The following is a 21,652-nucleotide window of genomic DNA, read 5'->3' as shown; positions in this document are numbered from 1 at the left end:
CCGTTAAGAGCAGGAGCCGGTATCCACCCGGGGTGAATACCGGCTCCTGCTCTTTGTTGGCCTGGGCTACGCCGTGGCGACTTCCGGGGGAAGCATAAGGCTGGCCCCGGGAATGGCATTGAGCAGGGCCTTCGTGTAGTCCTGCTGCGGGGCGTCAAAAACATCGTCCGTCGCGCCGGTCTCCACGAGCCTGCCCTTTTCCATCACGCAGACGTGGTCGGCGATTTGCCGGACCACGGCGAGGTCGTGGGTGATGAAGAGGTATGTCAGCCCCAGGTTGGCCTGCAGGTCCGCGAGCAGGTTCAGTACCTGGGCCTGCACCAGCACGTCCAGCGCGGACACCGCCTCGTCGCAAATGATCACCTCCGGATCGAGTGCCAGCGCACGGGCAATCGCCACGCGCTGGCGCTGTCCACCGGAGAGCTCGTTCGGGTACCGCTGCATGGTGGACTGCGGCAGTGCCACCTGGTCCAGCAGTTCCCTGACCTTCTTTTCGCGGCTCGCCCTGGTGCCCACCTTGTGGGTCCGCAGCGGTTCCTCGATGGTCCGGAAGATGTTGTACATCGGGTCGAGGGAACCGTACGGGTCCTGGAAGATCGGCTGCACCCGCCGGCGGAAGGCGAAGATCTCCCGGCTGTTCAGCGTGGCGGTATCCACGCCGTCGAACACGATCCTTCCGGACGTCGGAGCCAGCAGATTCAGCACCATCTGGGCCACCGTGGATTTTCCGGAACCGGACTCGCCCACGATCGCCGTCGTGGTGCCGCGCTTGACGCCGAAGGACACCGAGTCCACCGCCGTAAAGTCCGTGGACCGGCCGAGGCCGGACCGCAGCTTGAAGACCTTGCTGAGGTTCTCGACCCGCAGCACGTCCTCCGGCCCGTCCCTGTGCTGCACCGCAGCCCCGGTGAAGGTGCCTTCGGATGCCGCCTCGGCCGGGGCAAGGAGGTCTTCGGACTCCACACCGAGTTCCTTGGCCGCCTGGATCCGGCGCGACGCGAGGGATGGTGCCGAGGCGACCAGCCGTTGCGTGTACGGGTGGCGCGGGTTGCGCAGCAGTTCCAGGGAAGGACCCGCCTCCACCACGTTGCCGCGGTACATCACCACCACCTTGTCGGCACGCTCGGCGGCCAGGCCCAGATCGTGGGTGATGAGCAGCACGGAGGTGCCAAGCTCGGTGGTCATTTTGTCCAGGTGGTCCAGGATCTGCCGCTGGACGGTGACGTCCAGCGCTGAGGTCGGTTCATCGGCGATGAGCAGCCGCGGCTGGCAGGACAGGCCGATGGCGATGAGCGCGCGCTGGCGCATCCCGCCGGAGAACTCGTGCGGGTACTGCTTCGCCCGCCGGTGCGCATCCGGAAGTCCCGCCTCGGCAAGGACCTTGGCGACGTCGTCGGGACTGTCGGGGCGCCCGTTCGCCCGCAGTGTTTCGCGGACCTGGTAGCCGATTTTCCAAACCGGGTTGAGGTTGGACATCGGGTCTTGTGGAACCATGCCGATGGTGTTGCCCCGGAGCTCGATCATGCGCTTCTCCGGCGCCCCGGCGATGTCCTCGCCGTCGAGCAGGATCTGCCCGCCGGAGACCCGCCCATTGGCGGGCAGCAGACCGATGGCGGCGAGCGCCGTCGTCGATTTTCCGGAACCCGACTCGCCCACGATGGCGACCGTCTCGCCCGGCATGATGGTCAGGTGCGCGTTGCGCACTGCCTGGACTTCGCCGCCGCTGGTGGCGAAGGAAATGGCGAGGTCCCTGATTTCCAGCAGGGGCTTCACATCCGGGGCACCCGCTTCGCTGATGCTGACGCTGGAAGTTGACATGTTGGCCTCCTTCATCGTTGACGGCTCTTCGGGTCGAGGGCATCGCGGAGGGCGTCGCCCAGCATGATGAAGCTCAACACGGTGATGGACAGCGCCGTTGCGGGATACAGCAGGACGGCGGGGTTGGTCCGCAGCGAGGACTGGGCAGCGGCGATGTCATTGCCCCAGGACATGACGCTGCCGGGCAGGCCGATGCCCAGGAAGGACAGGGTGGCCTCGGCCACGATGAACACACCCAGTTCCATAGTGGCGAGCACGATGATGGGGGCGAGGGCGTTCGGCAGGACGTGCCGGAGCAGGGATCCCATCCTGGACACGCCGAGGGAGCGTGCGGCGGTCACGAAGTCCGCGTTCCGCACCTCAATGACGGCGCCGCGGGTGATGCGGGCCATCTGCGGCCAGGCCAGCAGCACGATCACCATGACAACGGTCCAGACGCTCTTGTTGTCCTTGAAGAAGGGAAGCTGCGTGATCACCAGTGCGCCCAGGACGAGCGGAAGGGCGAAGAAGATATCGCCGAGCCGGGCGATGACGGCGTCGAGCCAGCCGCCAAAGAAGCCGGCCAGCGCGCCGAGCGTCACGCCGATGATCAGCACGAAAATGACTGACAGCACGCCTACCGACAGCGACGCCTGCGTGCCGTGGATGACGCGTGAGAAGACGTCACAGCCCTGGAACGTGTAGCCGAACGGATGGCCGGGCTGCGGCGCGCCGTCGGAGAACTGAAGATCACAGTTGTCGTTGGGCGCTACCTGCGTGAAGAGTCCCGGGAAGAGGGCAATGACCAAAAGCAGCACGATCAGCAGCGATGACACGATGAACAGCGGCCGGCGGCGCAGCTTTCGCCAGGCCTCGGACCACAGGCTCAACGGGGCCTGGTCCGTCTTGACGGAGTCGGTGGCGAGCAGCGGGGTTTCGTCGATGGGTGCGACGAAATGCTCCGCCTGGAAGTTACTTGTCATAGCGAATCCTTGGATCGAGCCAGGCGTAGAGCAGATCCACCAGCAGGTTCGCCACCACGAAGATGAGCACGAACACGCTGACGATCGCGACGATCGTGGGACCCTCGCTGCGCAGGATGGCCTGGTACAGCTTCTGCCCGACGCCCGGAACATTGAAGATGCCCTCGGTGACGATGGCCCCTCCCATCAGCGCGCCCAGGTTGGCGCCGAGGTAGGTTGCCACGGGAATCATCGAGTTGCGCAGGATGTGCGCCAGGACCACCCGCGGCCTCGAGAGGCCCTTGGCGGTGGCGGTGCGGACGTAGTCGGCGTTCATGTTCTCGATCACGGACGCCCGGGTGAGCCGGAGGACGTAGGCGAAGGACACCAGGCCCAGGACGAAGGCCGGCAGCAGCAGCGTGCCCCAGGAGACGTCGGATCCCACGGTGGGTTTGGCCCATCCCAGCTGCACGCCGACCACCAGCTGCAGGACAAAGCCGAGCACGAACGTCGGGATGGCGATCACCACCAGGGAGGCGATGAGCACGGTGGAATCAAAAAGCTTGCCCTTGCGCAGGCCCGCGAAGAGGCCGGCGGCAACGCCGAAGACGCCCTGGATCACGAGGGCCTCGATGGCCAGCATTGCCGTCACGGGGAACACCCGCCCCAGGGTGGCGGCGATGGGCTGCCCGGTGAAGTCGTTGCCGAGGTTGAAGGTGAACAGGTTTTTCAGGAACAGTCCGTATTGGACCCAGAACGGTTCGTCGAGGTGGTACTGCTGCCGCAGGGCAGCGATGACGGCAGGGTTGGGCTGCCTGTCGCCGAAGAGGGCGGCGATCGGGTCGCCGGGAAGGGCGAACACCATGTAGTAAACGAGCAGGGTGGTGCCGACAAAGACGGGAATCACCTGCAGCAGCCGGCGGAGGACATACTGGATCACAGCGATGCCTCCCCGGCGAATGGAAATTGGGGATTCATGGGACAGCTTTCATGCTGGTTCATGGCCATGGGGGCCCGGCAGCTTCGACCGGACCCCCATGTGCTGACTGATTGGGGTGGTTCCAGGGACTACTTGGCGGTGATGTTGTAGTACTGGAGCACGCCGTTCCAGCCGCTGTCCACGTTGGTGACGTTCTGGCTCCACACGGCCTGGCGGGCCTGGTACCAGAGGGGCAGGTTGGGCAGGTCCTTGAAGAGCACTTCCTGCGCCTGGGTGAACTTCTTGTTGGCGTCGTCCGTGGACTTCGCACCCAGGCCTTCGGTGAGCAGCTTGTCGAACTCAGGGTTCGAGTAGCCCTCGTAGTTCGAGCTGGAGCCGGTCTTCAGGAGCGGGCCGAGGAAGTTGTACAGCGACGGGTAGTCTGCCTGCCAGCCTGCGCGGGTGAGGCCCGGAAGGGTCTTGGCCTTGCGCAGGTTCAGGATTTCGGCGAACTTCGCGAACGGCTGGCCTTCGGCCTGGATGCCGAGGTTGTTCTTGATGTTGTTGGCTACGGCGTCGATCCATTCCTTGTTGCCGCCGTCGGTGTTGTAGGCGAGCCGGAGCGGCTTGGAGGCGTCGTAGGCCTTGATGGCTTCGGCCTTGGCCCACAGCTCCTTGGCCTTGGCGGCGTCGAACTTGAGGAACTCCGAGCCGGCAACGTTTTCGTTGTAGCCGTCGATGACCGGGGCGGTGAAGTCCTTGGCCGGGATGCGCGTGCCGTTGAAGATCACCTTCGTGATCTCTTCGCGGTTGATGGCCATGGAAAGTGCCTGGCGGCGCAGCTTGCCTGCCTCACCCTGGAAGTTGGCGTTGTAGCCCGGGATGTTCAGCGTGGCGTTGCCGGCGTAGGCCTTGTTCAGGTGGTTCTCCGGGAAGTCGGTCTCGTACGTCCGCAGCGCGTTGGTGGGAAGCACGTCCGTCACATCGAGGTTGTTGGCCTGGATGTCCGTGTAGGCGGGGCCCGGATCGGTGTAGAACTTGAAGGTCACGCCGCCGTTCTTGGCCGCGCGGGGACCGCTGTAGTCAGCGTTCTTGACCAGCGAGATGGACTGGTCGTGAACCCAGGCGCCTTCCTTGGCCAGCTTGTACGGGCCGTTGCCGACGGGGTTTTCACCGAACTTCTTGGGGTCCTTCATCGCCTCTGACGGCAGCGGGTAGAACGCCGAGTAGCCGAGGCGAAGCGGCCAGTCGGCCTCGGGCTGGCTGAGCTTGACCTGGATGGTGGAGTTGTCCTTCAGGACAAGGCCGGACATGGTCTTGGCGGTGGGGGCCGGAACGTCCTTTTCCTGGCCGTCAGCACCCTTTTCGGTCTTGACGGCACTGACGTCGTTGTACCCTTCGACCGACTCGAAGAACGTGCCGTTGTTCTGCAGGTTGGTGCTCAGTGCCGCGAAGTTCCAGGCGTCGACGAAGCTCTTGGCGGTGACTTCCTCGCCGTTGGTGAACTTGGTGCCGGACTTGACCTTGATCGTGTAGTTCTGGCCGTCCGGGGACTCGATGGATTCAGCCAGGGCGTTGACCGGCTTGCCGTTGGCGTCGTAGGCCCGAAGGCCTTCGAAGAGGAGTTCCACGACGCGGCCGCCGTAGACCTCGTTGGTGTTGGCCGGCAGCAGCGCGTTCTGCGGCTCGTTGCTGTAGGCCGTGATGACTTTGTTGGGATCTCCGGCAGCGCTGCCGGAACCGTTGCTGGTGCCGCCTCCGGCACCGCAAGCGGACAGGGCGAGGGCGGCGATGGCCACCATGCCCAATGCTTTGGAAGTGCGCGCAAAACGCATTCCGCCTCCTAGGAGTTGTGGGAGAGATTGGTGGGGATTCAGGTATGTCCCCGATGCCCAGGACACAGAGGTGGTCTGTGACGTGGGCAACACAAGCATGAACTCTAACGGCAAACGTCCAGATAGTGATACGCCGTTGCTAAACCGTGACCGACATGCGTGAGGCACGCCGGACGATTTCGCGGCATAAGTTACCCGCTGGTATCATGCCCGCTTGTGATGCCGCTCACGCCCGGGCGGTGCCCGGGCTCTCCCACAACTCCGCCGGTTATTCCGCTCCGGTGGCCAGCAGCTGGGCGCGGAGTTCGCGGCGTTCGCGCTGCTTTTCCGGATCAGGCAGCGGAACGGCCGCCAGCAGCCGCTGCGTGTACGCCTCCTGCGGGTTCCGCAGGATCTGGTCGCGGGTGCCCTGCTCCACGATGCGGCCGCGCTGCATGACGCAGATGCGGTCGGCCAGCACGTCCACGACGGCGAGGTCGTGGGTGACGAAGAGGCAGGCGAACCCGAGTTCGCGCTGCAGGTTCTGGAACAGCTCCAGCACCTTGGCCTGCACGGACACGTCCAGCGCTGACGTCGGCTCGTCCGCCACCATCAGCTTCGGCTTCAGTGACAGTGCCCGGGCGATGCCGACGCGCTGCTTCTGCCCGCCGGAGAGCTCGTGCGGGTACCTGTTCCGGTAGTTCCGGGGCAGTTCCACCTGGTCCAGCAGGGCCTCAATGCGCTTCTGCAGGTCGGCGCCCTTCGCCACGCCGGCGAGGTACATCGGCTCGCCGATGCTTTCGCCGATGGGCAGGCGCGGGTTCAGGGACGAGGACGGGTCCTGGAAGACCATGCCGATGTGGCGCCGCACATGGTGCAGCTGCCTGCCGTTCTTCTTCGCGGCGGAGATGTCCTGCCCCACCACGCGCATCGTTCCGGCTGCCACCGGCAGCAGCCCGACGGCGGCACGCCCGATGGTGGTCTTACCGGAGCCCGACTCCCCCACCAGGCCCACCACCTGCCCCGGGTGAATGGTCAGGTTGGCGCCCTCCACGGCGCGGAAGGCGGGAACGCGGCCCTGCTTCGGATACTCGATGGCGACGTCGGTCAGCTCCAGGACGGGCTCCCCCATGGGCCCGGCGGATTCGGCGGCCGCCAGTGCGGCCGCGTTCTCCCGCTCGCGGCGGACCAGTTCGTCATGGTCCACGGACTCGAGCTCGGCGTGGGTGGCCGCTGCCAGCGCTGCGGTCACGTCGACGTCGGGAGCCGCGTCCGTTCCGCCCTGCCCGAGGTGCGGCACAGCCGCGAGCAGTGCCTGCGTGTAGGGGTGCTGCGGATTGTGGAAGATCTGTTCGGCGGTACCGGTCTCCACGATCAGGCCCTTGCGCATGACGGCGATCCGGTCGGCGAGGTCCGCCACGACGCCCATGTCGTGGGTGATCAGGACGATGGCGCTGTCCAGCTTGTTGCGCAGGTTCCTCATCAGGTCCAGGATCTCCGCCTGCACCGTCACATCCAGGGCCGTGGTGGGCTCGTCGGCAATCAGCAGCTTGGGATCGCAGGAGAGCGATTGGGCGATCATGGCACGTTGGCGCTGGCCGCCGGAGAGCTGGTGCGGATAGGACCTGAACGCCTTCACCGGGTCCGGCAGTTCCACCAGCTCGAGCATGCGCAGCGCACGCTCCTTGGCCTGGTCAGGAGAGACTTCGTTGTGCAGGCGCACCGTCTCGACGATCTGGGCACCAACCGTGTAGACCGGGTTCAGCGCCGTCATGGGCTCCTGGAAGATGACGGCCACGTCCTTGCCCCGGACACTGCGGATGTTGGCGGCATCCGCGCCCAGCAGCTCCTTGCCGGAGAGCCTGACGCTCCCGGACACCCTGCTGTTGCTGGGCAGCAGGCCGAGCAGCGCCATGGAGCTCGCGCTCTTGCCCGAGCCGGACTCCCCCACGATGGCCAGAACCTCACCGGCGCGGACCTCGTAGTTAAGCCCGACGGCGGCCGGCACCCACTTCTTTTCCACGCCGAAGTCGACGCTGAGGTCGCGTACCTCGAGGACAACTGAGCCCTTTCCGTCTGCCCTCCGCCGTCCGGGGCCGGGCTGGATGGAGCCTGGTTCCAGCGGGTCCGAAGCCGGGCGGTCAGGGCTGATGTAGTCAGACATGTTGGGGTTTTCCTTCCACCCGGGCCAGCGGAGCAGCTGAGATTAGTGCTGCGGCCGGGAATACTGAATTATTGGGGGCATGAGCACTGTGCCGCATGCCGCAACCGCAATTTTCAAAGCGCGCACCAACAAATGGTTTGCGGGATTCTCGTGGTTCGTGGCGGCCGCCGGGCTGGCCGGCCTGGTGGCGGCGGGCGGTCTCCCCGCCCTGGCCGGCGCCTGGCCGTTGCTGTTCATCGCCTACCTGGGCTGGCTGCTGTTTTGGCGCCCTGCGGTGGTGGTCACCGATGCCGGCGTCACCATAGAAAATCCGTTCCGCGCCATCACGGTGCCGTGGGCAGCGCTGGTGCACGTGGACACGCGGTATGCCCTGACACTTGTCACGCCCGGCCGAAGCTACGGTGCCTGGGCGGCTCCCGCTCCCGGCATCTGGGGCGGGCGCAACGCCCGCCCGGAGGACCTGCGGGGACTGCCGGACAGCACGTACGGGCCGGGGAACTCCGTGCGCCCCGGTGACCTGAAGAGCACCGACTCGGGACAGGCCGCGCAGCTGGTCCGCGGACGCTGGCAGCAGCTGGTCGAATCCGGGCTCCTCGATGCCGGAGCAGCTGACACCACTCCGGTCACCGTGAGGTTCCGCTGGCTTGAGGCAGCGGCGGCCCTGCTCCTTCTCGGACTGAGCTACTGGAGCGTGGCGGTCCTGTAGGCGGGACGCGCGCTGCGTCCGCCCGCGGCGTCGCAGCAGCACGTCAGGCTCCCCTGTCCCCGCCGGCGGTCCGGCCGTCATCTGCCCTGCCGTCCTCCGCCCTGCTGTCCAAGGCTGTGACCGGCGTGGCTTCCGGAACAGTTGTCCCGGTGTCTTTTGCCTTCTTGGCGTTGAACTTCTTTTGCCGCGGGTCAAAGGCGTCCCGCAGGCCGTCACCGATGAAGTTGATGCTAAGGCAGATGAGCACGATGAACAGGCCGGGGAACCAGAACAGCCAGGGCCGGGTGGCGAAGGCTTCCTGGTTCTGGGAGATCAGCAGTCCCAGCGAGGTGTCCGGGGACTTGACGCCGACGCCCAGGTAGCTGAGGGCCGTTTCGGTGAGGATTGCCGCGGACATGGTCAGGGTGACGTTGACGATCAGCACGCCCACCGCGTTGGGCAGGATGTGCTTGAAGATGATCCGGGCGTTGCTTGCCCCGGAAATCCGTGCCGCGTCGACGAACTCGCGCTCCCGCAGGGTGAGGAACTCACCGCGCATGAGCCGGGCCAGGCCCACCCAGCTGATCAGCCCCAGGAAGATGCCGAGGGCGAGGACACCGTTGCTGCTCGCGAAGGCGGCGAACCAGCTGCCTTCGTCGCGCCGACCTGCCAGCTGGGCCATGACGGCGGCGAGGAGCAGTGCCGGGACAATGATGATGACGTCGGTGAGCCTCATCAGGACGGCCTCCATCCAGCCCCGGAAGTAGCCGGACAGCGCCCCGACCACCACGCCGATCAGGCCGGCGATCAGGCCGATGACCACCATGATCGTGATGGACTGCTGGGCGCCGCGCATGGTCATGGCGAACAGGTCCCGCCCGATCCGGTCCTGGCCGAAGGGATGCTCACCCCAGGCGAGGGGCCACAGTGAAGCTGTGGGCGTGCCGTCGTTGATCAGCGGCGCGACGGCTTCGTGGGTGTACTTCCACCAGCCGGGGATCCCGGCATAGCCCACGGACGTGAAGGCCATGACGAAGATGATGGCGAACACGGCGAGGCCCACGATGGCGCCGGAGTGGCCAAGGAAACGCTTGCGGACAATCTGGCCCTGGCTCAGGCCCCGGGCTTCGGAGACAGGCTCGATGCCGGCAGCCTCCTGCCGCACGGCGGCCTGCTCCGCCATGATTTCATCCTGCTGACTGGGCTGGCTCATGCTTTCACCCTTACTCGTGGATCCAGTGCGGAGTAGGCGAGGTCCGCGATGAGGTTGAACGCCATGGCCGTGATGGCGACGCAAATGAAGACGCCCATGACGGGGTTCGGGTCAACGTGCTGGATGCCGTCGAGGAACAGGAACCCCATGCCCCGGACGGAGAAGACCGTCTCGGTGATGACCGCGCCGCCGATCAGGCCGCCGATGTCGAACGCAACGATGGTGGCCACCGGAATCAGGGCGTTGCGGAACGCGTGGCGCATGACCACGGTCCGCTCGGACAGGCCCTTGGCCCGCGCCGTGCGGATGTAGTCCATGTTCATGATCTCCAGCATGGAGGCGCGGGTGAACCTCGTGTAGCCGGCCAGGGAGATGAGGATGAGAGCGGTGGTGGGGAGGATGAGGTGGGTGAAGGAGTCGATGCCCAGGATCCAGAAGTCGCCCTCGATGTTCGGTGTGCCGGCGCCGATCGTGGCAATCGGCCGCCCGCGGACCCGGCTGTTGTTGAAGTACGCGGGCCAAGCCTGCATGAAGCGGTCCAGGAAGATGAGGAATCCCACGAGGAAGGAGGTGATGGCGGCCGCGCGCATGGACTGTCCGCGGTCGTAGCCGCCCATCAGGTAGCCGATGGCCATGCCGGCCAGGACCGCCGCGATGGCCAGCAGCACGATCATCAGGAACGTTGCCTGGCTCAGCAGCGGCTGGATGACGAAGTAGAGGACCACTCCCACGCCCACGGCAATCAGGGCGGATTGCAGCGCTTTGCGGTTCCGCAGGCCGGCGGTCAGCAGGGTCACGGCGAAGGCGATGCCCACGCCGGCGATGGCGATGACCACCGGTCCCAGTCCGGGCGTCTTGAACCACTGGGTCACGGAGAAGTAGATAAGGACGGCAGCGACGACGGCGAAGACGATGCCGCCGGTCATCACTCTGCGCCTGGCGTCGCCGCCGGCCACGATCACGGCCACGCCGCCGAGGACCACGCCGACGCCGAGCGAGACCGGCAGGGGTATCTCCGGGTTTCGGAGGAAGTTGTTGAAGCCGATGGCGCCGAATTCCTTGAGCAGGACGGCAACCCAGAAGATCGGCAGGGAGAAGAACAGGAAGGCCATGAAGGTCACGCCGTAGTCCAGTGTGCTGTACTGGCGCAGGGCGGTGATGATTCCCAGGGTGATGCCAACAAGAATGGCCAGAACGGTGGCCCCGGTGACAAGTGTCAGTGTCTGGATGAGCGCGTGGCCGAGAGCGTCCGTGATGGGCTGGCCGGCAATGTTCTTGCCGAGGTTGCAGGAACCGGTGAAGGGCACCAGGCACTGCGCTGCGCCGCCGAGCCATTTGAAATACCGCACGGGAGCGGGCGTACCGAGATCCAGCAGCGCGGATCTCGAGTCCATGAGCTGCTGCTTGTTCGGCGCACTGCTGGCGCGGAACTCGGCGAGCGGGTCGCCTGATGCTGCGGTCAGCAGATACACCAGGAACGAAGCGCCAAGAAGGATGAGTGCGGCGGTGACTAGCCGCCGGACTATGTAGGTCACCATTGTGATAGAACCTCAGGATTCGGGCCCGGGGATTGCCCGGACCGGTCGCAGGTTTGGCGGCGCCTTACTGCTTGTGCTGCCAACACAGGCGCTGCCAGGAGATGGCGCTGCAAGGCGCCGGGACCGTGGTGCATGGTCCCGGCGCCTCAACTAGCGTGCTGCACTTCGTGGCACGGGCTTACTTCTCGGCCCACTCCCAGAAGTTCCACCAGACACCCGTCTGGTTCGGCATGAACTTCACGCCGGTGATGCGGTCGCTGTAGGCGTCAACACCAACGGACTGGAAGAGCGGCAGGCCGTATGCCGAGTCCCAGATCTTCTTGTCGATCTGCTTGATCAGGTCATCCTGCTTGCTGCGGTCGGTCGTCACTATGAGTTCGTCCATGAGCTTGTCGGCCTCAGGATCGCTGAACTTGTTGAAGTTGGAACCGTTGTTGGAGCGGAAGATCTGCGGAACGCCGGAGACGCCGACGCCCGGGTTGATCCAGCCGAAGATCGTGGCGTCGTAGCCGCCCTTGCCGAGGGCCTTGCCCCAGTCAGAGGCGCCAAGGCCGCCGTCGACGATCTTGAACCCGGCCTTGGTTGCGGACTCGCGGATGAGCGAGAACGCGTCCACACGGTTCGGGTTGTCCTTGTTGTACATGATGCGGACCTCGGGCGTCGCCCCGTTCAGGAGCTTCTTGGCACCGTCAACATCGGCATCCTGGTAGTTGGAGGAGCCGTTGCCCTCCGAGGAGGCCTGGTAGGCCGGCTGCGCGGGAACGAACAGCTGCGAGTCCAGGGGCTTTGCCTGCGGGTCGAGCTTCTTGATGATCTTGTCCACGATGTCCTTGCGCGGAACCGTCTTCATGAATGCCTCGCGGACATTCTTGTCGGCGAAGGGTCCCGAGTAGTTCAGGTCGATGTGGTCGTAGGAGAGCTGGTTGCCCTGGTCCACCGTGACGCCCTGGCTCTGGAGTGCCTTGAGCTGGTCGAGGGTGTCCGCGGACGCCTGCGGAGCGATGATGTCAGCTTCGCCGTTCTTCAGCGCCTGGACCTGCGCCGGGGAGGAGCCGATGTAGCGGACGGTGATCTCGTCCAGCTTGGCCTCCGGGCCCCAGTTGTAGTCCTTGTTGCGCACCATGGTCAGGGACTGGTCCTGGTTGATGCTCTGGACCACGAACGGGCCGTTGGAAAGGAACAGGCTCGGATCGCTCGGCAGGGTCTTGGAGTCAAAGCCGGTGTTCCACATGTCGGACATGGCCTTGAGCTTGGCATCGGCGGGCTTGGGCGCCTTGGCGTCGCCGCGGGGCAGGCCCTTGAGGTGGTCAATGAAAGCCTGGGTATCGGCCAGGCCGGCCTTCTTGGCCAGGACGTGGGCCGGGATGTCAATGCCCGGTCCGCCCAGCGCGATCTCCCAGTCAGCGAACGGCTTGGAGTATTTGATGGTCATGGAGCGGTTGTTGTCGCCGATTTCGGGGAAATCGGTGAGGGCAAGGCCCGTGGGGTCGCCCGCGTAGGAGAAGTACGACGTTCCCGCTTTACCCTCGGCGTCGGCGTCGTTGTAGTACCCGGAGAAGGCTGCCCATTGGAGGAGCAGGTCAGCTGCGGTGACGGGCGTGCCGTCGGACCACTTCACACCTTCGTTGATGGTGTACTTGACGGTCAGCGGATCGTCGGACGTCTTTTCCATCTTGCCGAACTTGTCGTTGTGGACGACGTTCAGCTGGTTGTCGATGTAGTAGAACCCGGAGTGCGTGGCGTAGCTGACCTTCGAGTTGATGTCAGTGTTGCCGTCTGCCGTGTTGGGGTTGAAGGTGTTGAACGCGTTGACCTCGACGACAGTGGCAGTTCCCCCCTGTTTTCCGGCCGCATTGCTTGACGGGGTTGTCCCGCCGTTCGTGCTCGCGCAGGCGCTGAGCGCCAGTGCAGCCGCGGCTGCAACGCCTACTGCTTTGGAAATACGACTGAATCGCATTCCGCCTCCTATGTTTCTTTGAGTGTGGAATAGACCTTCGCTGTGGGCGCCGGCCAGACCCGCTACATCCCCCCAGTGAGATGTGGCGAGTCTCACATGACAAGTAGCCTAGACCCGAACCACGCATGCGCGGTCCGAAAGTTGTCCCTCAGTAAAGGTTGTTATCGAGATGCAACCAAGCTGTTGCCGGGCGAAAAGTCAGCGCTGCTTTTCCTTGACGCCGTGTTGCTCGGAGGGTAGGGGCACCAATCACAGAAAAAGCGCCGATCCAGAGGATCGTGGCTTTTTGCCGTTAATACTCAATCACTGAGTAGCTCAGCGGAAACTCCCACGTTGAAGCGGAATTCGACCACGTTCCGTCGCCGAAAAAACGTCTTGGCGTTCGCACGGGCGCACCGAACGCGCCGTCATGATCATGTCCCTGGCCTCCCTGATCCACTGGACATGCTCATTGACCCCGCCAACGATGATCCGGAACTTGCCCGAGTGGGCCGGAGGAACCGTGGTCCAACAGGTCCTGTTTCGACTCGAGTGCCCGGCATAGCGTTGAAGACGAGAGGCTCGGCCGGAACGAGACGGGTCCTTCACGACATAGAGAACGAGACAAGGATGGGAAACCCTAATGACGAACCCGCAGTACCACTTCACCGGACACGTTGCACTCGTTACCGGAGGGGCCTCCGGCATGGGCCTGGCCGCCGCCCGCGGCTTCGCCCAAAACGGAGCCGCAGTTGCGCTCCTCGACAGCAACGCCGACGCCGTCGAGCAGGCCGCGCAGTCGCTTGTGGATGCCGGACACCAATCGATCGGCATCGTTTGCGACGTCTCCGACGAGGAGCAGGTCGCCGCCGCGGTCGACCGCGCCGTGGAGACCTACGGACGACTCGACATGGCCTTCAACTGCGCCGGTGTGCAGGCCCCACCGTCGGACGCCGCCGACGAAGATGCCGCGGACTTCGACCGGGTCAACGGGGTCAACCTGCGAGGCGTGTGGGCTGCGCAGAAACATGAACTGCGGTACATGCGTGCCCAGGGCTCGGGCGCAATCGTGAACTGTTCCTCCCTCGGAGGCCTCGTGGGCTTGCCGGAGCGCGCCGCCTACCACGCGTCAAAGCACGGGGTAATCGGCCTCACGAAGAGCGCAGCGGTCGAATACGCGCCCCGGGGCATCCGCATCAATGCCGTCTGCCCCGGCGTCGTGGAGACTCCGATGGTCGCCGGCATGCTCGAGGGCCAGCCCGAGGCGATGGCCGAAATTATCCAACAGCAGCCAATCGGCCGCCTCGGCCGCGCAGATGAGGTAGCCGCTGCGGTCCTGTGGCTGTGCAGCCCGGCCGCGAGCTTCGTGCTCGGCACTGCGCTGCCCGTCGATGGCGGTTACACCACCCACTGAGGCCTGTAGACGTAGCCTGATGGAGATGGATTCCCGGTCAGAGATCAGCAGCTTCCTCACTTCCCGGCGAGCCAAGCTCACTCCGGAGGAAGCTGGCGTGCCCCTCTACGGCGGGGCGCGCCGGGTCCCCGGCCTGCGCCGAGAAGAGGTTGCCCACCTCGCCGGTGTCAGCGCGGACTACTACGCCCGACTCGAGCGCGGCAAGCTCGCCGGGGCATCCCGCGAAGTCCTCGAAGCCGTCGCGCGCGCTTTGCAACTCGACGAGGACGAGCGCCGGCACCTGTTCGACCTCGTGCGGATCACCCAGCGCCGTTCGCCGCGGAAGAAGGGCTCGAACCGCACAACAGTCCGGCCCGGGATCCAGAAGGTGCTCGACTCCATCGACACTCCGGCGCTGGTGCAGAACGCCCGCCTGGACCGCCTTGCCTTTAACCGGATCGGACGCGTGTTGCATTCCCTGCCAGCAGACGGGTCGCGGGACCAGTACAACTACGCGAAGTGGCTGTTCCTGGACGCCCGTGCACCAGGGTTCCATAGGGACTTCGACACTGCTAAGCACGACGTCGTCGCGCTGCTCCGCGCGGCATCGGCGCAGGACCCCTATGACCGGGAACTCATCGAGATCGTGGGCACCCTCACGACCCAGAGCGAGGAGTTCAGTACCCTGTGGGCCTCCCACGACGTGCTCCGCCACCGGTCCGGGGCCAAGCTGCTGACCCATCCCGACGTCGGCGACCTCGAGTTCGGCTACGAGTCCTTCGAGCTCTCCGCCGACCCCGGCCTGGTCATGCTCGTCTTCACCGTAGAGCCCGACTCTCCCACCTCCCAGGCCATGCAACTGCTCGCGAGCTGGGCCGCGCACACCCTTACGACGAAAGAAGAGAACGCATGACGATTCTGAACGAGACCTACACCCTGTCCAACGGTGCCGGGATCCCGAAGCAGCGCTCGTCGGACAGTGGCGCGGCCGCCCATTGAAAAAAGATCAGCCCATCGCCGGGAGGCGACGGGCTGATCTCTTTTGCCGGACATCCGGCCCTGTTCAGACGTTTCCTGGTGGCGGTGATTGCCCGCAGACGTTAAACCCGAACTCGATTACACGTTGAAGCGGAACTCGACCACGTCGCCGTCGGCCATCACGTATTCCTTGCCTTCGATGCGGACCTTGCCGCGCGATTTTGCCTCGGCCATGGAACCGGCGTCGATGAGGTCCTCGAAGGAGACAACCTCCGCCTTGATAAAGCCGCGCTGGAAGTCCGTGTGGATCACGCCGGCCGCCTGCGGGGCGGTGTCGCCCTGGTGGATGGTCCACGCGCGGGCTTCCTTGGGACCGGCCGTCAGGTACGTTTGCAGGCCCAGCGTGTGGAAGCCGACGCGGGCCAGCTGGTCCAGTCCGGATTCGTCCTGCCCGTTCATTTCGAGCATTTCGCGTGCCTCGGCCTCGTCCAATTCCACGAGGTCGGACTCGAGCTTGGCGTCAAGGAAGATGCAGTCAGCCGGCGCAACCATGGCGCGCAGCTCGGCCTGCTTCTCCTCGCTGCCGAGGATTCCCTCATCCGCGTTGAAGACGTAGATGAAAGGCTTGGCCGTCAGGAGGCTGAGCTCCTTGAGGTGCTCCATTTCCAGCTTGTCGCTCTTGACGGAGGAGTAGATGGTGTCGCCACGCTCAAGCACCACCTGCGCGGCCTTGATGGCAGCGAGCTCCGCGGCCTCCCGCTTCTTGGTCTTGACCTCTTTTTCGATCCGGGGGATGGCCTTCTCGATGGTCTGCAGATCGGCGAGGATCAGCTCGGTGTTAATGGTCTCCATGTCCGAGCGGGGGTCCACCTTGCCGTCAACGTGGATCACGTCGGGGTCGTCGAAGACGCGCACCACCTCGGCGATGGCTTCCGCTTCACGGATGTTGGCGAGGAACTGGTTGCCCAGGCCTTCCCCTTCGGAGGCGCCCTTGACGATGCCGGCGATGTCGACGAAGGAGACAGCCGCGGGCAGCACGCGCTGCGAGCCGAAGATCCCGGCGAGCTGCTGAAGCCTGGGGTCGGGCAGGTTCACGACGCCGACATTGGGTTCGATGGTGGCGAACGGATAGTTCGCGGCCAGGACCTGGTTGCGGGTCAGTGCGTTGAAAAGTGTTGATTTGCCGACGTTGGGCAGTCCGACGATGCCAATAGTAAGAGCCACGGACATTGATTCTACCTGTTCGGCCACCGCGTCCCGCGCCGCTGTCCCCCGCCGGCAGCATGGCATCCCTGCCGCTGCCCGTGGGTGCCGCCCGGTGTTGCCCTCACAATAAATGTCAGAGCCGCGTGCAACAGTGAAGGCATGGAACCTTTTGCAGTGATTCTGGCCCTTTTGATGCTGTTGCTGGGCGCCGTGTCCGGCGCGGGCGCGGTGTACGTGGTGTTGCGCCGCCGGGGCACCGCCCTGGAGGCGGATTTCGACGGCGTTTCGGCGCGGCTTTCCGAAGTGACCGCCCAGTTTGCTGCCGCTGATGCCGAGCGAAAGCTCCTCTCCGCCCAGAACCGTGACCTGGGCATGTCGCGCGAGCAGGACGCGAGCGTCCTGCGGGCCCTGGCCCCGGTGGCTGAAAAGCTGACCGCTGTGCAGCAGCAGGTGTCCCTGCTGGAACGGGACCGGCTTGAACAGTACGGCCAGCTGGCCCAGCAGCTGCAGGAAGCCCGCCTCACGGATGAGCAGCTGATGCGGTCCACGCACGCCCTTGAGTCCGCCCTCCGCTCAAACAGCGCGCGCGGCCAGTGGGGTGAGGTGCAGCTGCGCCGGGTCGTGGAGGCGGCCGGCATGATGCGGCACGTCGACTTCCACGAACAGCACCACGGCACGTCGGGTGCCGAGGCCGCCGTCCGCCCGGACCTTGTGGTCCAGCTGCCGGGTGACAAGCAGCTCGTGGTCGACGCCAAGGTGCCGCTGTCCGCCTACCTTGAGGCGCAGGAGCTGGGACAGTCAGCCGGTGACAAGCCGGGGCTCAGCCAGGCCGCGCTGCAGAACCTGCTGGCGGCGCATGCCAAGGCGCTGAAATCCCACGTGGACGCGCTCAGCACCAAGAAATACTGGGACATCCCGGGGAACTCGCCGGAACTGGTGATCTGTTTCGTCCCGGCCGAATCCATCCTCGCCGCCGCGCTCTCCGCCGACCCCGCGCTCCTGGACCACGCGCTCTCCAGGAACGTGGTGCTGGCCTCCCCCGGCACGCTGCTCGCGGTCCTCAAGTCGGTGGCGTTCACGTGGCGCCAGGACGTCCTCACGGACAGCGCCCGGGAGCTCTTCGAACTTGCCCGGCAGCTGTACGAACGGATGGGCACGCTCGGGGACAACATCGGCAAGCTGGGGTCCTCGCTGAAAAGCTCGGTGGACCGCTACAACGCAATGCTCGGCACACTGGAGGCACGGGTCCTTCCCACCGCACGGAAACTCAATTCCCTGGACACCAGCAGCCTGGTCACCCCTCCGGCTGTGCAGGTCACGCCGCGGTCCCTGGCAGCCCCGGAACTTCAGGGCACAGACCTGCCGGGCACTGAATTGCGGGCGGCCGGGGAGGAAGAAGAGGACGCCGCCTAAGGCATCCGCCGGGCGGACGCCGGCTCGCCAGCTGCTGCTAGCGCGTGCGGCGTCCGCCGAGGGCGCGGGACACGTCCCCGGCTTCCTTGAGGGTGGCGCGGAGCTCCTTGGGCAGGGAGAAGAGCAAGTCTTCCTCGGCAGTCACGATCTCCTCGACGGCGTCATAGCCGTAGTCGGCCAGGAGTCGGAGCACGTCCTTGACCAGAACCTCGGGAACAGAGGCGCCCGAGGTGACGCCGACAGTGGCAACACCCTCAAACCAGGACTCGTCCACCTCGTTGGCGAAGTCCACACGGTAGGACGCCTTGGCGCCGTACTCGAGCGCCACCTCGACGAGGCGGACGGAGTTGGAGGAGTTTGCCGAACCGACCACGATCACCAGGTCCGCCTGGGGTGCGATCTTTTTGATGGCCACCTGGCGGTTGGTCGTGGCGTAGCAGATGTCGTCGCTTGGCGGATCCTGGAGCGTGGGGAACCGCTCCTTGAGCAGCCGCACGGTCTCCATGGTTTCGTCCACGCTGAGCGTGGTCTGGGAAAGCCAGATGACCTTTTCCGGATCCCGTACCGTCACCTTGTCCACCTCGTGGGGGCCGTTGATGATCTGGATGTGCTCGGGAGCCTCACCCGAGGTTCCTTCAACCTCTTCGTGGCCGTCGTGGCCGATCAGGAGGATGTCGAAGTCATCCTTGGCGAAGCGCACGGCCTCCTTGTGGACCTTGGTCACCAGGGGGCAGGTCGCATCGATCGTGCGCAGCCCGCGGTCCTCCGCGGACTGGACCACGGCCGGGGATACGCCGTGGGCGGAGAAGATGACCAGGGCGCCTTCGGGCACTTCGTCCGTCTCGTCCACGAAGATGGCGCCCTGTTCCTCCAGGGAGCTGACCACGTGCACGTTGTGGACAATCTGCTTCCGGACATACACGGGCGGCCCGTAGTGCTGCAGTGCCTTTTCGACGGCGATGACCGCGCGGTCCACGCCCGCACAGTATCCGCGCGGGGCTGCCAGCAGGACCTTCTTCGGGCCGGGGACCGGTGCCGCCGCGAGGACTTCCTCCGGCGAACGCCGCCGGCGCGGGACAGTTGGCATCGAAAGGGAAACTGCTGAGGAAGTCATTGCTCCATGCTACCGGCTGGGCGGCAGGCCACAGGCTGGCCTGCCGCCCGCGGGCAGTTCAACTGGCCTGCATGCAGCTCAACGCCCGCGGGCCGGGCCGCCAACCACCCGCAGCAGCAGGCCTGCCGCCACCAGGGCGCCACCGGTGATCGCCGCCGCCAGCGTCCAGGACGCAAACCCGGCAGCGGAAGCCGCAACGAACTCGCGCTTGAAGAGATCTGCCATTTCGTTGCCGCTCGCGGTGCCCACGACGGCGTCGGCGGCCCAACGGGACGCCAGCGTCCACAGGCCGGACAGCGCGAGCGCGCCCACCCCTGCGCCGGCCAGGACTTTCCAGCGCCGGCGGGCGGTCACAAGGGCCAACAGGAATGCCACCCCCGCACCGATGGCCAGGCTGTAGCCCAGCGGAGAGTAAGCCGAGACGCGTTCAATCAGCTGGCGCTGGTTCGTCTGTCCGATGTTCACCAGGGTCTGGCCCGGGGCCTCCAGCGGAACACCCACCTGGCGGGAAATTTGCTTGGCAGCGAGTGCGACGAGCGGGGCTACATCCAGCCTCAGCGAGGTACTGGAACCGGCTTCGGGCGGACGCGACGCCGGGCCGGCAAAGTTAAGGCGGTGGCTCTTCCGCAGCGTCTGTTCCCAGGCTGCCGGGTACTCGGGCAGGCCGGTCAGTGAGGCTGCCGCCGATTCCAGCACCGGCCGGACGAGTTCCGCCACCTGGGCAGGAAGGGTGCCGCCGGTGTCAATGCTGTTGACCGCGGCGGTCGCCAGGCGCTTCTGGAAGTCCGGATTCTTGCCCAGCGGCGCCGCCAGGGCAACGAAACCGTCCTCCTGCACGATGTTGCGGTCCACCCAGATGGCCGGAACGGCGGCGGCGGAGAGGAGAAGACCAAGGATGACGGCCAAGGCCGCAAGAAATGAACGCAAGGGATTCCTAGCTGGTCGGGTTTCCCGGCTGGTGGGGTGCCTGGCTGGTGGGGTGCCTGGCTGGTCAGCAGGACACTGCCATCCTAGGCGCGCCAGGGTGCGATCAGAAATGTCGGGGGCCGGTGATACAGCTATGGATAGAGTTGATTGACCCACTGCAGTATCTAATCCACTGCATCTCACCCACCACCAGTATCTAACCCCGCCCACCATCCACAGGCAAGGACCGCGACCATGCACCTGGCATCCGCCGCCACCGGGGCGGCACATGGCTGAAAACGCCACCGTCCCTGTACCCGGCACCGCCCCTGCGGCCGGCCCCACCACGGTGCCGGCCACCGCAGCCGAGACGAGCCCGGACAATCCCTGGCCGCTGCAGTTGCTCTCCCAGAAGCTCAAGACCCACATTGAGCGTGCGCCGGCCGCCTGGGTTGAAGGCCAGGTCATTGAACTGAACCGGCGCGGAGGCAGTGCGTTCCTCACCCTCCGCGATGTGGACGCAGAGATCTCCCTGCCGGCCTCCATCTGGTCCAAACTGCTCGACCGGCAGGAGACGCCCCTGGAGCGCGGAAGCCGCGTGGTGGCCCTGCTCAAGGCCGAGTTCTGGCTGAAGACCGGGCGCCTGAACATGTCCGTGAAGGACATCCGCCCTGTTGGGCTGGGCGATCTTCTGGCCCGGATAGAACGCCTGCGCCACGCCCTGGCCGCGGAAGGCCTGTTTGCCGAGTCCCGGAAAAAGCGCCTGCCGCTGCTCCCCCACCGGATCGGGCTCATCACCGGCCGCGACTCCGATGCCAAGAAGGACGTCCTGCGCAACGCGGCCCTGCGCTGGCCGGCCGTTGAGTTCGAGATCCGCGAGGTCGCCGTGCAGGGCAACACCGCCGTATCGCAGATGGTCAAGGCGCTGCGCGAACTCGATGCCCGCCCCGAGGTCGACGTGATTGTCATCGCCCGCGGCGGCGGCGCGCTGGAGGACCTGTTGCCGTTCAGCAGCGAGGAACTCATCCGCGCCGTCGCTGCCGCGCAGACCCCGGTGGTCAGCGCGATCGGGCACGAGGCGGACCGGCCCATCCTGGACGACATCGCCGACCTCCGGGCTTCCACACCCACGGACGCAGCCAAGCGGATCGTGCCGGAAGTCTCCGAGGAACTTGCCCGGGTGCGGCAGGCCGAAGCCCAGCTGCGCCGCTCCGTCACGCTGCTGGTGGCCCGGGAGACGGACCGCCTGGCGGCAATCAGGTCCCGCCCGGCCCTCGCCGCTCCGGAGAGCATGATCACGGCGCGTGCGGACGATGTGGAGCGTTTGGCCCGCCGGTCCACTGCGGCCATCAGCGCTGCGGTGATGCGTGCTTCGGACCAGCTGGTCCATCTCCAGGCGCAGGTCCGGGCATTGTCGCCGCAGCAGACCCTTGACCGCGGTTACGCCGTCGTACAGCTTTCCGGGTCAGGCGGGACAGTCGTCCGCCAGCCGTCCCAGGCGCCGGCGGGAACCGCGCTCTCGGTCCGCGTCGCCGGCGGGCGTTTCGGCGCGGAATCCACCGGCGCACCATAACGCGGGCGCGCCAACACGGCGCCGGCACCAGATGACATCAC

16 protein-coding genes are annotated in these 21,652 nt (G+C 65.8%); 5 read left to right on the top strand and 11 right to left on the bottom strand.

The genetic code is table 11. The features are described from left to right. Positions 1-66: 66 nt before the first annotated feature. The 5 genes from ACFRAH_RS18360 to ACFRAH_RS18340 all read right to left on the bottom strand — a co-directional run bounded on the left by ACFRAH_RS18360 (position 67) and on the right by ACFRAH_RS18340 (position 7,656). Entirely contained in the window at positions 67-1,818 is a 1,752-nt protein-coding gene (locus ACFRAH_RS18360; protein WP_377992336.1) for a dipeptide ABC transporter ATP-binding protein, read from the bottom strand. Positions 1,819-1,829: 11 nt separating this feature from the next. After that, entirely contained in the window at positions 1,830-2,780 is a 951-nt protein-coding gene (locus tag ACFRAH_RS18355) for an ABC transporter permease (RefSeq protein ID WP_377992335.1), read from the bottom strand. Beyond that, on the bottom strand, positions 2,770-3,699 hold the full coding sequence (locus ACFRAH_RS18350; protein ID WP_377992334.1) for an ABC transporter permease: 930 nt from the start codon (positions 3,697-3,699) through the stop codon (positions 2,770-2,772). Before ACFRAH_RS18350 ends, ACFRAH_RS18355 begins: the two co-directional genes overlap by 11 nt. 128 nt (positions 3,700-3,827) lie before the next feature. Then, positions 3,828-5,513, bottom strand: coding sequence for an ABC transporter substrate-binding protein (locus ACFRAH_RS18345; RefSeq protein WP_377992333.1), 1,686 nt, complete (start codon positions 5,511-5,513; stop codon positions 3,828-3,830). Between the two features lie 268 nt (positions 5,514-5,781). Then, on the bottom strand, positions 5,782-7,656 hold the full coding sequence (locus tag ACFRAH_RS18340; RefSeq protein WP_377992332.1) for an ABC transporter ATP-binding protein: 1,875 nt from the start codon (positions 7,654-7,656) through the stop codon (positions 5,782-5,784). Positions 7,657-7,735: 79 nt separating this feature from the next. Between ACFRAH_RS18340 and ACFRAH_RS18335 the strand changes: the two genes are divergently transcribed. Next, entirely contained in the window at positions 7,736-8,362 is a 627-nt protein-coding gene (locus tag ACFRAH_RS18335) for a PH domain-containing protein (protein WP_377992331.1), read from the top strand. Between the two features lie 43 nt (positions 8,363-8,405). Here the strand turns inward: ACFRAH_RS18335 and ACFRAH_RS18330 are convergent, their stop codons facing one another. From ACFRAH_RS18330 to ACFRAH_RS18320, 3 genes are all read right to left on the bottom strand, one after another. After that, positions 8,406-9,524, bottom strand: a complete 1,119-nt coding sequence (locus ACFRAH_RS18330) for an ABC transporter permease (protein ID WP_377992347.1) — start codon at positions 9,522-9,524, stop codon at positions 8,406-8,408. A 26-nt stretch (positions 9,525-9,550) separates the two neighbouring features. Next, the gene (locus ACFRAH_RS18325) at positions 9,551-11,092 is read right to left on the bottom strand and encodes an ABC transporter permease (protein WP_377992330.1); all 1,542 of its coding nucleotides are present in this window, start codon (positions 11,090-11,092) and stop codon (positions 9,551-9,553) included. Between the two features lie 178 nt (positions 11,093-11,270). After that, positions 11,271-13,049: an ABC transporter family substrate-binding protein gene (locus tag ACFRAH_RS18320; RefSeq protein WP_377992329.1), complete on the bottom strand. Its 1,779-nt coding sequence runs from the start codon at positions 13,047-13,049 to the stop codon at positions 11,271-11,273. Between the two features lie 622 nt (positions 13,050-13,671). Here ACFRAH_RS18320 and ACFRAH_RS18315 point away from each other — a divergent pair. Together ACFRAH_RS18315 and ACFRAH_RS18310 are read left to right on the top strand one after the other, a co-directional pair. Continuing rightward, positions 13,672-14,442, top strand: coding sequence for an SDR family NAD(P)-dependent oxidoreductase (locus ACFRAH_RS18315; RefSeq protein ID WP_377992328.1), 771 nt, complete (start codon positions 13,672-13,674; stop codon positions 14,440-14,442). 25 nt (positions 14,443-14,467) lie between these two features. Then, on the top strand, positions 14,468-15,334 hold the full coding sequence (locus ACFRAH_RS18310; RefSeq protein WP_377992327.1) for a helix-turn-helix transcriptional regulator: 867 nt from the start codon (positions 14,468-14,470) through the stop codon (positions 15,332-15,334). Positions 15,335-15,537: 203 nt separating this feature from the next. On the opposite strand, the gene ychF is transcribed toward ACFRAH_RS18310, so the two are convergent. After that, positions 15,538-16,623 (bottom strand): redox-regulated ATPase YchF, encoded by a 1,086-nt coding sequence (gene ychF, locus ACFRAH_RS18305; RefSeq protein ID WP_377992326.1) that lies wholly within the window; start codon positions 16,621-16,623, stop codon positions 15,538-15,540. A gap of 141 nt (positions 16,624-16,764) precedes the next feature. On the opposite strand from ychF, the gene ACFRAH_RS18300 reads away from it, so the two are divergent. Continuing rightward, positions 16,765-18,018, top strand: coding sequence for a DNA recombination protein RmuC (locus tag ACFRAH_RS18300; RefSeq protein WP_377992325.1), 1,254 nt, complete (start codon positions 16,765-16,767; stop codon positions 18,016-18,018). A gap of 37 nt (positions 18,019-18,055) precedes the next feature. Here the strand turns inward: ACFRAH_RS18300 and ACFRAH_RS18295 are convergent, their stop codons facing one another. Together ACFRAH_RS18295 and ACFRAH_RS18290 are read right to left on the bottom strand one after the other, a co-directional pair. Further along, positions 18,056-19,132, bottom strand: a complete 1,077-nt coding sequence (locus ACFRAH_RS18295; RefSeq protein ID WP_377992324.1) for a 4-hydroxy-3-methylbut-2-enyl diphosphate reductase — start codon at positions 19,130-19,132, stop codon at positions 18,056-18,058. A 78-nt stretch (positions 19,133-19,210) separates the two neighbouring features. Further along, entirely contained in the window at positions 19,211-20,059 is an 849-nt protein-coding gene (locus tag ACFRAH_RS18290; RefSeq protein ID WP_377992323.1) for a hypothetical protein, read from the bottom strand. A 268-nt stretch (positions 20,060-20,327) separates the two neighbouring features. On the opposite strand from ACFRAH_RS18290, the gene xseA reads away from it, so the two are divergent. Then, on the top strand, positions 20,328-21,611 hold the full coding sequence (xseA, locus tag ACFRAH_RS18285; RefSeq protein WP_377992322.1) for an exodeoxyribonuclease VII large subunit: 1,284 nt from the start codon (positions 20,328-20,330) through the stop codon (positions 21,609-21,611). Positions 21,612-21,652 lie beyond the last annotated feature (41 nt).

The sequence above is a fragment of the Arthrobacter sp. NPDC056727 genome (assembly GCF_042790555.1).
Classification (GTDB): Bacteria; Actinomycetota; Actinomycetes; order Actinomycetales; family Micrococcaceae; genus Arthrobacter.
This window is presented reverse-complemented; position numbering and strand designations above follow the sequence as displayed.